The following is a 12,124-nucleotide window of genomic DNA, read 5'->3' on the forward strand; positions in this document are numbered from 1 at the left end:
GTGCCTGCCTGACCCGAGTCAGCCGGTCTCCACGCGGGCGGCGGAGAGGTTGTCGAGAATCGCCGAAACCGTCTCCTCCGCCGTCTGCTCCGCGGTGTCCAGCCAGAGACCGATCCGCGGCGTCTCCTCGCGCAGAGTGTGGTCGAGCGCGTCGACCGTCCAGACGCCGTATCCGGTTTTCGCGCGGTCGGCTTCTCTGGTGCGGACGGCTGCGGCGGAGGGGGCCAGCACGACGACGTACAACGGTCGGGTGCGCACCATGGCGACGTACCGGCTCAGGTCTTTCCCCAGGACGATGTCCTGGACGACCGCGGTCCAGCCCTGGCGGGCGAACTCGTCGGCCGTGAGCGCGGAGAGCCGGTGGCGCATTTCCAGTTGAGCCCTGGCCTCGGCGGTCTCCTCGGGCAGCAGTTCCTCCCGTCCGGAGACCACCATCCGCCGGAAGACGTCGCCGCGCACATGAGCGGCCCGGGGCAGGCGGCGGGCGAGAAGTTCGGCCACCGTGGATTTCCCCGACGCCATCACGCCGGTGATCAGGACGACCGCGGAACCCAGGTCGGTGCCTTCGGCGCCCACGGCGCCTCAGTGGGGGATGGTGTCGATCAGCTCGCGTGCGCCCTGGCGGAGGAGTGCTACGGCGACCGCGGTGCCGAGTGTGGCCGGGTCGAGGCGACCGGCCCATTCGTGGGCGTTGAGGATGGTCTTGCCGTCGGGGGTGAACACGCAGGCACGCAGGGACAGTTCGCCGTTGCGTTCGGCCTTGGCGTAGCCGGCGATGGGTGAGTTGCAGTGGCCTTGGAGGACGTGGAGGAACATCCGCTCGGCCGTGGCTTCGCGGTGGGTGTCGGGGTGACCGAGGGCGCTGACGGTGTCGATGAGGGCGGTGTCGTCCTCGCGGCACTGGAGGGCGAGGATCCCGGCGCCGATCGGGGGCATCATCACGTCGACCGGAAGGATCTCTGTGATGACGTCGGGGCGGTTGATGCGTTCGAGGCCGGAGACGGCCAGCAGGAGGGCGTCGGCGTCGCCGCCCGCGAGTTTGTCCAGCCGCCGGTTTGCGTTGCCGCGCATGGGCACGCAGTCCAAGTGGGGGTGCGAGGCGGCGAGTTGGGCGACGCGGCGTACGGAGGAGGTGCCGATGCGCGTGCCGTCGGGGAGCTCGTCCAGGGTGAGGCCGCCCGGGTGGATGAGGGCGTCGCGGATGTCGTCGCGCTTGAGGAAGGCGGCGAAGACGGTCCCGGCCGGCAGGGGGCGGTCGGCGGGGATGTCCTTGACGCAGTGCACCGCCAGGTCCGCCTGCCCGGCGAGGAGGGCCGCGTCGACCTCCTTGGTGAACGCCCCCTTGCCCTCGACCTTGGCGAGGTCGCCCATCCACTTGTCGCCGGTCGTCTTCACCGGCACGACCTCGGTGCGGATGCCGGGGTGGAGCGCGGACAGCTCGGCGCGTACGCGCTCCACCTGGGCGAGCGCCATGGGTGAGTCGCGGGAGACGATGCGGATCAACTCGGGGGCGGTCATGCCGTCCACAGTAGGCCCTCCCCCACGGGCTCCGAGCCACAATCCGGTGTCCCGGCTCAGGCGCGTGCCCCAGACGTCGGAGTTCTCGGACAGGTGTGCCCTCGAACCGCGACACTCTTCTAATTCGCGCCCTCCCCCTCGGTGTTGGCGCGGCTCGCCAGTCGTTCGTAACGCTGCCTGGCGGCCTGCGGCGTGCCGAGCCCGAGTCCGAAAGCGATCTCCTGCCAGGTCATGCCACGACCTCGCGCCATCTGGAGGAGCCCGGCTTCCAGCTCGTCCATTTCTCCCCGAACCAGCGGGACGAGGCTCAACGCGGCGGTGATGTCGGCCTGGTCCACCTCCGGCTCACCGCCATCCGGCCGTGCGGCCCCGCTGAGCAGGAACGCCACGAGCCTGACGGCTTCGTGCGGGCCGAGGACCGACGGGTGGACCTGCCGGCGGCGCTGCTCTTCGGTGGCCGCGTGCCGTTCGGCGATGCGGAAGAGCGACGCGTACACACGTTGCGCGCGGGCCTGCTCCGGCTGCGGGGGCGTGAAGGGGTCGGTGGGCTGATCAGGGGTGACGGACATGACATCAGCGTGCCCTGAACAACGCTTCAGAGTCAATCCTTTATTGTGAACGAATTGTTCAACGTCAGTCGGACCCCGGCCCGTAGTGGCCCAGGAACATGTCGACGCCACTGACGATGAGGCGGTCGGTGAGGTCGTCGTCGACGTGCGTGGCATAGGAGCCGAAGACCATGTGCGGGAAGACCAGGAGCGCGTAGAGCTGGATGATGGCCGCCTCGAGGTCGGGGATGACCAGCCGGCCCCGGTCGGCCAGGGCGCGCAGCGCTCGCGCCACGGCGGGGTGGTGCCCCTCGGGTCCGTGGCGCTGCCAGGCCCGGCCCAGTTCGGGAAAGCGGTGCACCTCGGCGGCCACGAGGTTGCGCAGCGCCGTCACGTCGTCATTGGCGCGCACCGAGTGAACCCAGGCGCGGGCGGCATCGAGGAGGGCCGGACGGAGGTCCTCGGCGCCGGCCAGCCTGTCGAGCGCCGCGGACGCGTCCCCCGCGAGGGGCTCGTCGAGAGCTCCCGTGATGACCGCGGTGAAGAGGGCCTCCTTGCTGCCGAAGTGGTTGTAGACCGTCACCTTCGACACGCCGGCCTCGGCGGCGATGGCGTCCATGCCCACGCCGAAGCCCTCACGCAGGAACAGGTCGCGGGCGGCCCCCACGATGGCCTGCCTCTTGAGTTCCGCGCGGGGGCCACTGGGGGGCCGCTTGACACCTTCCACGTTCACGGGCCGAGCCTAACACCCACCTGAACTGAACAGTTGAGTTCAGATGAACTGCACAGTACAGTTCAGAAGAGGGCGGCATCCCGCCGCGACGGCAACTCGCCACAAGGAACTCCCATGACCCACTCCACGGCCGGTGCGCCGCATGCGCCGGCACACACCGACCCGCACCCCGACCCGCGCCGCTGGGCCGCCCTGGCACTGATCTGCCTGGCCCAGTTCATGCTGATCCTCGACGTCACCGTGGTGAACGTCGCCCTGCCCGACATGGCGACCGACCTCGACCTCGGTCGCGAGACGCTGACCTGGGTCGTCACCGCCTACACCCTCTGCTTCGGCGGTCTGATGCTCCTCGGCGGTCGCCTCGCCGACGCCCTCGGTGCCCGCCGCACCCTGCTCGCCGGACTCGCCCTCTTCACCGCCGCCTCACTCCTCACCGGCCTGGCGGGCAACGCCCCGGTCCTGCTCGGCGGACGCGTGGCTCAGGGCGTCGGAGCGGCTCTGCTGTCCCCCTCCGCGCTGTCGATCGTCACCACCACCTTCCACGGCGCCGAACGCAACAAGGCCCTCGGCGTGTGGGCGGCGATCGGCGGGTCCGGCGCGGCGGCCGGGGTCCTGCTCGGCGGTGCGCTCACCGACGGACCGGGCTGGCAGTGGGTCTTCTACGTCAACGTGCCCGTCGGGCTCCTCGTCCTCGCCGCCGTACCCGCTTTCGTGGCGGCCCGGGCCCCCCGGCCGGCCCGGCTCGACGTACCCGGCGCGTTCCTGGTCACGGCCGGCACGGGCGCCCTGATCTACGGGCTGGTGGAGGCGGGCGATTCGGGGTGGGCGGCTCCCGCCACGCTGCTGCCGCTGGCCGGCGCGGTGGTGGCGTACGTCCTGTTCGCCGTCGCCGAACGGGCGAGCCGGGCCCCGCTTATGGACCTGCGCATGTTCACCCGCCGGCCCGTCCTCGCCGGGGCGTTCCTCATGCTGATGGCCACGGCCCTGCTGATCGCCTTCTTCTTCCTCGGGTCTGTCTACCTCCAGCAGCTGCGCGGCTTCAGCCCGCTCGAGACCGGCCTGGTCTTCCTTCCCGTTGCCGTCGTCACCGGCGTCGGCGCGCACCTGGGCTCACGCCTCGTCGGCAGGATCGGCAGCCGCGCCACGGCTGTCGCCGGTATGGCGATCGCGGCCGCCGGAACGGTGCCGCTGACCCGGCTGTCGGACTCCGGCAGCGTGTACGGCGTTCTCCTGCCGGGTTTCGCCGTCGCCTCCCTCGGTATCGGCGCGGTCTTCGTCACGGCCACCACAACGGCGCTCGCCATGGTCGAACACCACGAGGCCGGGCTGGCCTCCGGCGTCGTCAACACCTTCCACGAAGTGGGCGGCTCCATCGGCGTCGCGGTCGTCTCCACCGTGGCGGCCTCCGGCATCGAACGCGGTATGGTCGGCGGCTTCACCGACGCCTTCGCGGCCTGCGCGGCAGCGGCCGCCGTCGGCGCGGCCGTGGCCGTGGGTCTCGTACCGCGTGGGAAGCCGCAGATGACCGGCGGACCGCACGTGCACTGAGTTGCCGCGAGCCCGCCGGGGGCGGATCAGCCGAGGGCTTGGACGAGGTCGTTGCACGCCTGCTCGCACGAGCGACAGGCCTCGGCACACAGCCGGCAGTGTTCGTGCATGTCGGCGTGCGTGGAGCATTCGTCGGCGCAGGCCTTGCAGGCGGTGGCACACGCGGTGAGGATCGCCCGGGAGACGTTGGCGTCGTAGCCGGTGTGGCGGGACAGCACGGACGCGGTGGCGTTGCAGATGTCCGCGCAGTCCATGTCGGTGCGGATGCACTTGGTCAGCTCGCCGACCATGCCCTCGGACAGGCAGGCGTCCGCACACGCCGTACACGCCTGGGCACAGGCGATGCACGCCTCGATGCAGTGGGTGAGCTTGTCGCGGTCGACCTGGCCCAGATCGGCCGGATAGGTGGCGAGCATGTCCTTGACCGTGGCCATCACGAATCGTTCCCTTCGTGGCCGGCAGCCGACGGGCCGGGACGGTCCGCCTCTTCGGACTCCGGCTCCTCAACGAGTTGGCTCGGGCCAGGGGAAACAAACGCGCCCGGGCACCCCGTACCTCGCCGGGGCGCCTCGGGCGGCTCCGCGTTCAGGCGCGGACCAGTTCCAGCGCCTTCTTCAGGTTGTACTCGGCTATACCCGCCATGAACGCCCGGTCGGGGAAGTCCCCGTCCAGCAGCCGCAGGGGGCCCGCCGTCAGCGAGAGCCGCTGCGCCAGCATGTAGAGCGCGAGCCGGTCCTCGTCGAGTCCGTCCACCTCCAGCGGCCGGTAGGCGTCGTGCAGACGGATCCGCAGAAAGACGTGCTCCCACTCGACGTCGAAGTACATCGTGCCCTCGATGTCGATCGGTACGGGGTTCCCGTCCGCGTCGACCAGCACGTGGTCGGGGCCCAGTTCGCCGTGCACGGCCGCGTACTCCGTGCGCGGCCGCACCGCCGCCGCCAGGACCAGCAGTCGCTCCTCCAGACGCTCGCGGGCACCCGCGATCCGCGGATCACGCGACGCCGCCTCGGCGAGGTCCCGCAGCGCACGGTCCAGGACGACCCCCTCGCACGACGTCCCGCGCGACGTTCCGCCCCCGTCGACCACGGCCACCTTGCCGTACGCCGGCGCCCGATGGCGCCGCATCGCCTCCAGAGCCTCCCCGAGCCGGGCCATGACCGGGGCAGCCGCACTCGGATCGCGCGCGAGCAGTTCCTCCAGGTTCTCGCCCGGGAGGTCCTCGACGATCGCGAGGCCGGCCGGGAAGTGGGCGCCCTCGTGGTCGACGAGACGGATCGCCGGGACACGGACGCCGAGCGCGTCCAGCCGGGCGTGCGCGGCCTCGAACAGGTCCAGCCCGAGACCGGGAGAGAACGGGTCCGTGAGGTCGTCGTCACCCTCGGCCGCCGGCCAGTAGTTCTCGGCGTCGTCCCAGAGGTAGGCGATCGCCGTCGTCGCGTCGTCCATCACCAGGCGGTACACGCCCTTCTTACTGCCGCCCGCGACCCGCTGGACCGCCTCCAGCCGTCGCCCACCGCCCAGCGCGGCCCGCGCCGCACCCGCCAACTGCTCCCGCGTCACTGCCCTGGGTGCCACGTTCCGAACCGCCTCTCCGCCACCACAACCCGCGCACCCTACGGGAGCCCCGACGCGGGGGGCGAGGGGTTTGTTGCGAGGGGTTTGTTCCGCATACGGAGTGCGCGTTCCCCCGTGACACCACGGGCGCGGTCATGCGCGTCGGCTCTGGATGTCGCGGACCATGGCCTCGATCGTCGTTGTCATGTTGCGGCGCAGCTGGTCCAGCCGCCCCTGCAGGAGCGCGGCGGCGTTGCCGGGGTCCGCCCGCACCGCCGCGCGGGCTCCGCTCTCACCCGGGCCGTGGGTGAACGACTGACGGACCACGGTCTGGTTCGCCCGGGCGGCGGGACGGAGGTCGTAGCGCCAGGTGGCGAACGCCTCCGTGGCTTCCGGCGGGCTTCCGAACACGTTCCAGCCGAATGAGTACGGCCGGTCCGCCGCGACGACCACGCATTCGACCTGTGTGACAAGCCCGTTGGGGAAGCGGTTGCGGGCCTCGAAGCGGGCGCCGACCGTCGGCGCGCTGTGGCTGTCCAGCCAGCCCGCGTAGGTGCACTCGGGGCTCCAGTCCCCGATCCGGGAGAGGTCCGTGACCGCCTGCCAGAGCCGCTCGACCGGGACGTCGACGAGCAGTTCGACCTCTGTGTGGGAGCCGGTGACTCCGAAATCCTGATCCATGCGAAGGCAGACCGGCCGGACGACGGAAACTCATCGCGGTCTCACGCGCTTTCGTGGCCGAGCGGCGGAACAAGCCGGCCGCCCCCGCGGCAGGCTCAGGCGCCGAGCGCCCAGAGAAGGGTCACGGTGCCGGCGAAGCCCGCGCCGCCGAGGGCGGTTCCGGCGACGGCGGTCCACATGCGGCCGATGCCCTGACGGGCGTAGTGGATGGCCGCCACTCCGAACGTGACGGCGAGGGCGCCGGCGAGGATCGCCCACGGGAGCGTTACCCACACGAGCGCCGGCACCCACGCGCCCACGGCGGAGAGGACGCCGAAGACGAGGGCGGTGGGTCCCAGGGCTGTTGCGGGTGTGTCGGTGCGGACTGGCGCGGTCGACTCGGGCATGACATGCCCCCCTCTTTTGAACGAGTTCAAATCCTGCCCGGATCATATCCGAACCGTCAGCTCCCGGCGGGGGCCAGATCCGTGTTCATGACCTGCCGTGCCAGCTTCGGCCGTTCCCTGATCAGGTCGCGGGCGATCGGGTCGTGGAAGTACTTCTTGTAGAGCTTGATGTAGGTCCCGTCGTCGATCATCGCGTCGATCTGGGCGTCGAGGTCCTCACGCAGCTTCGGGTCGCCGTCCTTGCGCAGCGGGAAGGCACTGCCCTGCAGACTGTCCAGTTCGACGGCGATGCGTATCGGCTGCTTCTTGGCGTACTCGTCCGCGTCGGCCCCGCCGAGGACCACGGCCTCGACACCACCGGACAACAACTGGGTGATCAGCGCCGTCTGGTCCTTGAACTTCACCAGCTTCGCTCCACGCATCTCGCGGGTCACGAAGGTCTCCTGCACCGAACCGCTGACGGCGCCCACCCGTTCGCCGTCGAAGTCCGGAAGCGTGGTCTGTTTGCCGCCCTTCAGCGTCACCACATCGGTGAAGCCCCAGTAGTAGGGCGTGGTGAAGGCGACCTGCTTCTTGCGTTCGGGGGTGGCGCCGACACCGGCCACGCCGATGTCGTACTGCCCGGCGGACAGGCCGGCGAGAATGCCCTGGAGGTTCGTGGTCCGGTACTCGACCTTCAGGCCGAGGCGTTCGGCGGCCTCGTTCATCAGGTCGACGGCGAACCCGCTGGGCCGGCCGGAGGCGTCGGTGACGGCGAAGGGCGGCTGCTCGGCCTGGGTTGCCGCCGTGATCACCCCGCTGCGGACGAGTTCGTACGACGCGGCCGCGGTGCCGGCCGCCTCGCTGTCGCCACCGCAGGCGGTGAGCGGGAACAGCAGGGTGGTGGCCGCGGCGCCGATCAGCAGTGATCTGCGGGAGATGGTGTTCATGGTGACGGTGACTCTGCTTTCTTGTCGGCAGGCAGGTGAGGAGTTCGCGGGAGGTGAGGACTTCGAGGGAGGTGAGGTGACGCAGTTGGACGTCGGGGGCGTCACAGGACCTGGGAGAGGAACTGGCGCAGCCGCGGATGGTCGGCGCGCTCGAAAACGCGGTCAGGGGTGTCGATCTCGGCGAGCCTGCCGTCACACATGAAGGCCACGCGGTCCGCCGCCTCGCGGGCGAAGCCCATTTCGTGGGTGACGACGGCCATGGTCATGCCGCGGGACGCGAGGTCCCGCATCACGGCCAGCACGTCCTTGACCAGTTCGGGGTCGAGCGCGGAGGTGGCCTCGTCGAAGAGCATCACCTCCGGTTCCATGGCGAGCGCGCGGGCGATGGCGACGCGCTGCTGCTGCCCACCGGAGAGCCGGCCGGGCCTCTGGTCGACGAAGGCGGCCAGGCCCACTTCGGCGAGGCGGCGGCGTGCGATGTCGCGGGCCTGCTCGCGAGCCATGCGCTTGACCGAGGTCAGGGCGAGGGTGACGTTGCGCTCGACACTCATGTGCGGGAAGAGGTTGAAGTGCTGGAAGACCATGCCGATGCGGGCGCGGGCGGCGTCCACGTCGGTGTGCGGGGCGGTCAGGCAGGTCTCGCCGAGCCGGATCTCCCCGGAGTCGGGGGTCTCCAGCAGGTTGAGGCACTTGAGCAGGGTGGATTTTCCGGAGCCGGAGGGACCGATGAGACAGAGGGTCTCGCCGCGCCGGACGTCGAGGGTGATGTCGCGCAGTACGGCGGTGCTGCCGTAGCTCTTGACCAGGCCGGTGACCTTCAGGGCGGCGGGGATGACGGGTGCCTCGGTCGTGGTCATCGGGTCTCTCCTCCGGCGACACGGATCTTTCCCCGAGCGGCCTGGACCGGGGTTCTGGGCATGTCCGGCTCGGTGGGGTCCGGCGGGGCGGCCTGGGGCCGGGGGCCTTCGCGCAGCCGCCGGTCGAGGTGGTTCACGAAGTAGGTCAGGGGGATCGTGAGCGCGAGGTAGCAGAGGCCGGCGGCGATCAGGGGTGAGGAGTTGTAGGTCCGGGCGACCTCCTCCTGCGCGATGAAGTACAACTCGCGCTGTCCGGCGGCCAGTCCGAGGAGGTAGACCAGCGAGCTCTCCTTGATGTCCTTGACGAACTGGCCGGCCATCGCGGGCAGCACACGGCGGATGCCCTGCGGCACGACGACCAGTCGCATGGCCGTCAGATAGGGCATGCCGAGGCTGCGCGCCGCCTGCAGTTGCCCGGCGTCGACGCTCTGGATGCCGGAGCGGAAGATCTCCGCGGTGTAGGCGCCGGAGATGATGCCGATCGCCAGGATCGCGTAGCCGAACGGGTTGGTGCCGAAGGGCCGGATTCCGGCGGCGGGCAGGCCCACACCGACCAGCATCACGGTGATGATCACCGGGAGGCCGCGGAAGACGTCGACGTAGAGCCGGGCCGACAGGCGCACCCACCAGCGCTTGGACAGCAGCAGCATCGCGGCCAGAAGGGCGATGGCGACACCGAGGACGATCGCGCCGGCGGCGATCACCAGCGTGTTGAACAAGCCCTCGGTGAGCAGCCGGGGGAAGGTCCGGGCGATGAGGTCCCCGTCGAAGAACGTGTTGACCAGGGCGTTCGACGCCAGGGGGACGGGGGACGGGGCTGTCATCGTGACTCCTGACCGAGGGCCGGTCGTGCGGTGGACGCGTGGAACTCCTCGTGCGCGGCGGACAGGAGGTCCCGATCGCCGAGCAGATCCAGGACCAGGGCGGCGAGCGCTGTCGTGATCGCCTGGACCGCGTCGTGGGCCCGCGCACTGCGAGCGGCTTCCCGCATCCGTACGGAGTGGCCCGGGGTGTCCCGGGAGCAGATCTGTACGTAGGGGTGGATCACCGGCAGTTCGACGGACAGGTTGCCGATGTCCGAGGAGCCGGCCGGGTTCGCCGGGGACGGTGGTTCAAGGTGCAGGCCGACATCGGCGGCGTACTCGGCGAGCCGGTCGGCCATCACCATGTTGTTGTTGCGTTCGGCGTAGCGGGGCGCGGTCTCGGTGTGTTCCACCGTGGTGCCGGTGGCCAGCGCCGCGCCCTGCGCGGCGGCGAACACTCGGGGCAGCAGGGCGTCGAGGGCGGCTGACGTCGCCTCGCGGACGAAGATGTCGACTTCCGTGCGATCGGGTACGACGTTCGGGGCGGCACCGCCGTGCGCGATGATGCCGTGCACCCGGGCCGTCGGCGGAACGAACTGGCGCAGCGAATCGACCGCGGTGAGGAACAGCTGGGCAGCCGCGGCGGCGGAGCGACCGTCCCAGGGCGCCTTGGCCGCGTGCGCGGCGACGCCGTGGAAGGTCATCCGCAGATGGCTCGCGGCAAGGGCGTGGCGGGCCCGGAGGTTTCGGTCCGAGGGATGGAACATGACCGCGGCGTCCACTGTCTGGAAGACCCCGCGCTCCAGCATGAGGATCTTGCCGCCGCCGCCCTCCTCCCCCGGCGTGCCGATCACCTTCAGCGTGCCCGGATGGTCGGGGCGCGTGGCCGCCGCGGCGAGGGCGGCGGTCAGTCCGCCGGCCGCGATGAGGTTGTGGCCGCATCCGTGGCCGAGGCCGGGCAGCGCGTCGTACTCCAGCAGCACGGCGACCGTCGGGCCGTCGGCCGCGCCCCGGTGGGTGGCGGTGAAGGCGGTCGGCAGACCGGCCACCCCCTTGTCCACCTCGAAGCCGGCCGCGGCGAGCCTGCCCGCCAACTGCTCCACGGCGTAGTGCTCCTCGAACCGGGTCTCCGGCGTCCCGTGCAGGTCGAGACTGAGTTGCTCCAGCGCCGGCCGGCGCGCGCGCACGTCCGCGCGGAGTTGTGCGGGAACAGCAGGATTCATGGCCACTCCGGGTGGTCTGGTTGGGGTTGCCGGAACCGTAGGCCGTGCCGGACACTCCACCCACGACGCTTACCGCGGGTGCGGTAACCGACAGCGAGAGCCGACCGGGAGGGCTCTGACATGAGCGTGGTGCTGTCGCTCGCCGGGGCTCGGCCTTCCCGCGTGTCCGTGGGCGCCTCACCGCTCGCCGAACTGACGGCGGCGCTGCACGCCTACACGGAGGCCGAACACCATCCCGGTGTCCTGCGCTGGGTACGCCATCTCGACGCGGGCACGGCCGGGGAGGGGCCCGGCCAGGAGCCGGGACGCGTCTCCGCGCTCACACCGGAGCTGCGGCGGCTCATCAGGGACTGGGCCCCGTTGTGGGCGTCGTACCGGGCCCGCTATCTGCTGCCCCTGAGCGCCACGGCGGACCGGTCGCTGGAGGCGGAACTGACCGACATCGACGGCCTGCCGCTCCCCCGATTCGCCGAACTGACCGCGTACGCCGTCCGAGGCGGCAACTCCGGCTCCCCGCTCGACCAGGTGCTCGACGACCCCACCCAGCGCGAGAGTCTGCTGTCGGCGGCGGAGCTGCGCTCCACCGCGCGCGCCGAACTCGCCCGCAGGCTCCTCGGCGCCCCCGAAGTCCTGCGCGCCGATCTCCTCGGTCTCCTCACCCGGGCCGCCGCGGCCCTGGAACCCGATCTGACACGGGCCGCTCGCACGATCGCCGCGCACCTGCCGCAGCTCCGTGCCGCACTCGACCGCGACGGCCTCGGCACGGCGCTGGCCGGCCTGGACCCCACGGCGTCGTATCGCGACGAACCGCCACGGGTGGTCTTCGACAAGTTCCACCACGGGATCGTGAACGTGGCCACCACCCCCGTCCTGGTCGTCCCGTCCGTCTTCGGAGGCCCCCACCTGCTGGTGAAGCACGAACCGGGCTTCGCGGCGGTCGTCCAGTACCCGCTGCTGCCGGAGGGCGGGGACCCGCCCGCGTACGCGGTGGTCAACCAGCGTCTCGACGTACTGCGGGATCCGGGGCGGCAACGCATCGCCCGTGCCGTGGCCCGGGAACCCCTCACGCCCTCGGAGCTCGCCCTGCGCACCGGCATGACCCTGCCCCAGGTCTCGCGTCACCTCGCGCGGCTGCGGGCGGCCGGCCTGGTCGTCGTCGAACGCGACGGCCGGCACGCCTACTACCAGCTGAACCTCGAACGTGTGCGCCGCATCGGGGAGGACCTGCTCAGCGCGCTGTTCCACTGATACGATCTGCTCGGCGGGGACGCTGCCGCTCCAGTTCCGTACGGCGTCGGCGACGGGGGCGGTGAGGTCGTCGAGGCCGGCGGGAGCGGGGCGGGC

Annotated in this window: 14 protein-coding genes; 2 read left to right on the plus strand and 12 right to left on the minus strand. The window is 71.2% G+C overall.

The features are described from left to right. Positions 1-18 precede the first annotated feature (18 nt). From AB0959_RS46055 to AB0959_RS46070, 4 genes are all read right to left on the minus strand, one after another. Positions 19-576 carry an AAA family ATPase gene (locus AB0959_RS46055; RefSeq protein WP_366832895.1) on the minus strand — a complete coding sequence of 186 codons (558 nt, stop codon included), beginning with the start codon at positions 574-576 and terminating at the stop codon, positions 19-21. 6 nt (positions 577-582) lie between these two features. Continuing rightward, positions 583-1,518 carry a hydroxymethylbilane synthase gene (hemC, locus tag AB0959_RS46060; protein WP_366832896.1) on the minus strand — a complete coding sequence of 312 codons (936 nt, stop codon included), beginning with the start codon at positions 1,516-1,518 and terminating at the stop codon, positions 583-585. Between the two features lie 119 nt (positions 1,519-1,637). Next, positions 1,638-2,087 (minus strand): DNA-binding protein, encoded by a 450-nt coding sequence (locus tag AB0959_RS46065; RefSeq protein ID WP_366832897.1) that lies wholly within the window; start codon positions 2,085-2,087, stop codon positions 1,638-1,640. A gap of 64 nt (positions 2,088-2,151) precedes the next feature. Further along, positions 2,152-2,799, minus strand: a complete 648-nt coding sequence (locus AB0959_RS46070; protein ID WP_366832898.1) for a TetR/AcrR family transcriptional regulator — start codon at positions 2,797-2,799, stop codon at positions 2,152-2,154. Positions 2,800-2,913: 114 nt separating this feature from the next. On the opposite strand from AB0959_RS46070, the gene AB0959_RS46075 reads away from it, so the two are divergent. Next, entirely contained in the window at positions 2,914-4,347 is a 1,434-nt protein-coding gene (locus tag AB0959_RS46075; protein WP_366832899.1) for an MFS transporter, read from the plus strand. 26 nt (positions 4,348-4,373) lie between these two features. Here the strand turns inward: AB0959_RS46075 and AB0959_RS46080 are convergent, their stop codons facing one another. The 8 genes from AB0959_RS46080 to AB0959_RS46115 all read right to left on the minus strand — a co-directional run bounded on the left by AB0959_RS46080 (position 4,374) and on the right by AB0959_RS46115 (position 10,780). Continuing rightward, entirely contained in the window at positions 4,374-4,781 is a 408-nt protein-coding gene (locus AB0959_RS46080; protein ID WP_366832912.1) for a four-helix bundle copper-binding protein, read from the minus strand. 151 nt (positions 4,782-4,932) lie between these two features. Next, the gene (locus AB0959_RS46085) at positions 4,933-5,907 is read right to left on the minus strand and encodes a phosphotransferase (RefSeq protein ID WP_366832913.1); all 975 of its coding nucleotides are present in this window, start codon (positions 5,905-5,907) and stop codon (positions 4,933-4,935) included. A 147-nt stretch (positions 5,908-6,054) separates the two neighbouring features. Then, positions 6,055-6,582 (minus strand): SRPBCC family protein, encoded by a 528-nt coding sequence (locus AB0959_RS46090; protein WP_366832900.1) that lies wholly within the window; start codon positions 6,580-6,582, stop codon positions 6,055-6,057. A 95-nt stretch (positions 6,583-6,677) separates the two neighbouring features. After that, entirely contained in the window at positions 6,678-6,968 is a 291-nt protein-coding gene (locus AB0959_RS46095) for a hypothetical protein (RefSeq protein ID WP_366832901.1), read from the minus strand. Between the two features lie 56 nt (positions 6,969-7,024). After that, the gene (locus AB0959_RS46100) at positions 7,025-7,897 is read right to left on the minus strand and encodes a transporter substrate-binding domain-containing protein (RefSeq protein WP_366832902.1); all 873 of its coding nucleotides are present in this window, start codon (positions 7,895-7,897) and stop codon (positions 7,025-7,027) included. A gap of 101 nt (positions 7,898-7,998) precedes the next feature. Further along, positions 7,999-8,754, minus strand: a complete 756-nt coding sequence (locus tag AB0959_RS46105) for an amino acid ABC transporter ATP-binding protein (RefSeq protein WP_366832903.1) — start codon at positions 8,752-8,754, stop codon at positions 7,999-8,001. Further along, positions 8,751-9,578, minus strand: a complete 828-nt coding sequence (locus AB0959_RS46110; protein ID WP_366832904.1) for an amino acid ABC transporter permease — start codon at positions 9,576-9,578, stop codon at positions 8,751-8,753. Before AB0959_RS46110 ends, AB0959_RS46105 begins: the two co-directional genes overlap by 4 nt. Next, on the minus strand, positions 9,575-10,780 hold the full coding sequence (locus AB0959_RS46115; RefSeq protein WP_366832905.1) for an amidohydrolase: 1,206 nt from the start codon (positions 10,778-10,780) through the stop codon (positions 9,575-9,577). Before AB0959_RS46115 ends, AB0959_RS46110 begins: the two co-directional genes overlap by 4 nt. A gap of 120 nt (positions 10,781-10,900) precedes the next feature. Between AB0959_RS46115 and AB0959_RS46120 the strand changes: the two genes are divergently transcribed. Continuing rightward, positions 10,901-12,028 carry a DUF5937 family protein gene (locus tag AB0959_RS46120; protein WP_366832906.1) on the plus strand — a complete coding sequence of 376 codons (1,128 nt, stop codon included), beginning with the start codon at positions 10,901-10,903 and terminating at the stop codon, positions 12,026-12,028. Positions 12,029-12,124 lie beyond the last annotated feature (96 nt).

Source organism: Streptomyces sp. NPDC046862, from assembly GCF_040704615.1.
In the GTDB taxonomy this organism is placed as follows: Bacteria; Actinomycetota; Actinomycetes; order Streptomycetales; family Streptomycetaceae; genus Streptomyces.

Coding starts and splice junctions, on each gene's coding strand:
- hemC (WP_366832896.1), bottom strand. CDS start 1,518: ATGACCGCCCCCGAGTTGATCCGCATCGTCTCCCGCGACTCACCCATG.
- AB0959_RS46065 (WP_366832897.1), bottom strand. CDS start 2,087: ATGTCCGTCACCCCTGATCAGCCCACCGACCCCTTCACGCCCCCGCAG.
- AB0959_RS46075 (WP_366832899.1), top strand. CDS start 2,914: ATGACCCACTCCACGGCCGGTGCGCCGCATGCGCCGGCACACACCGAC.
- AB0959_RS46080 (WP_366832912.1), bottom strand. CDS start 4,781: ATGGCCACGGTCAAGGACATGCTCGCCACCTATCCGGCCGATCTGGGC.
- AB0959_RS46090 (WP_366832900.1), bottom strand. CDS start 6,582: ATGGATCAGGATTTCGGAGTCACCGGCTCCCACACAGAGGTCGAACTG.
- AB0959_RS46095 (WP_366832901.1), bottom strand. CDS start 6,968: ATGCCCGAGTCGACCGCGCCAGTCCGCACCGACACACCCGCAACAGCC.
- AB0959_RS46100 (WP_366832902.1), bottom strand. CDS start 7,897: ATGAACACCATCTCCCGCAGATCACTGCTGATCGGCGCCGCGGCCACC.
- AB0959_RS46105 (WP_366832903.1), bottom strand. CDS start 8,754: ATGACCACGACCGAGGCACCCGTCATCCCCGCCGCCCTGAAGGTCACC.
- AB0959_RS46110 (WP_366832904.1), bottom strand. CDS start 9,578: ATGACAGCCCCGTCCCCCGTCCCCCTGGCGTCGAACGCCCTGGTCAAC.
- AB0959_RS46115 (WP_366832905.1), bottom strand. CDS start 10,780: ATGAATCCTGCTGTTCCCGCACAACTCCGCGCGGACGTGCGCGCGCGC.
- AB0959_RS46120 (WP_366832906.1), top strand. CDS start 10,901: ATGAGCGTGGTGCTGTCGCTCGCCGGGGCTCGGCCTTCCCGCGTGTCC.